Source organism: Winogradskyella ouciana (assembly GCF_009709615.1).
In the GTDB taxonomy this organism is placed as follows: Bacteria; Bacteroidota; Bacteroidia; order Flavobacteriales; family Flavobacteriaceae; genus Winogradskyella; species Winogradskyella ouciana.
Genome location: NZ_WJYA01000021.1, coordinates 1 through 707, shown reverse-complemented (window position 1 = coordinate 707; position 707 = coordinate 1). Strand labels below are relative to the sequence as shown.

At 46.3% G+C, this 707-nt stretch carries 1 pseudogene; it reads right to left on the bottom strand.

Going from position 1 to position 707, the window contains the following annotated elements:
* Window positions 1-707: pseudogene (locus tag F1003_RS16595) on the bottom strand (HYR-like domain-containing protein); the annotation flags it as partial.

Genomic DNA, 707 nt, shown 5'->3' with positions numbered 1-707 from the left:
TCGTCGGTACACTCAATAGTGACATCAGCCGGAGCCGTTATCGTTGGAGGTGTAGTATCCACAACGGTAATGGTCTGCGTATCGGAAGCGGTGTTTCCACAGGCATCTGTGGCTGTCCAGGTACGTGTAATCGTTTTTGTATTCCCACAGTTAGCGACCTCAGTATCTGAGAAGCTTATGTTAGGAGACGCACAATCATCCGTTGCAGTAGCCGTACCGGTTTCAGATGGCTCTGTACTTTCCGTACATTCAACGGTCATGTCAGCAGGAACAGTCAATACAGGCGCAACCGTATCCACAATAGAATATGTCGCAGTTGTACTAGAGGCATTGCCACAATCATCAGTAGCCGTAAAGGTTACGGTAATAGCACCATTGGCGCAATCAACATCAGTATTAGAACCATAATCATTGGACCAGGTAATAGTACCACAAGTGTCGGTAGCTGTATTACCAGCATTGTTATCCAACCATGCTTCTAACGTACCATCAGGTGTTACACCACATTCGATAATGATATCTTCAGAGTTTGAACTGTCAATCGTAGGCGGTGTTGTATCCACAACGGTAATGGTCTGCGTATCCGAAGCTGTGTTCCCACAAGCATCGGTAGCTGTCCAAGTACGTGTAATCGTTTTAGTATTCCCACAAGCAGCCGTCTCAATATCGGATTCAGTAATGGTCACATCACCACAAGTATCGGAAGC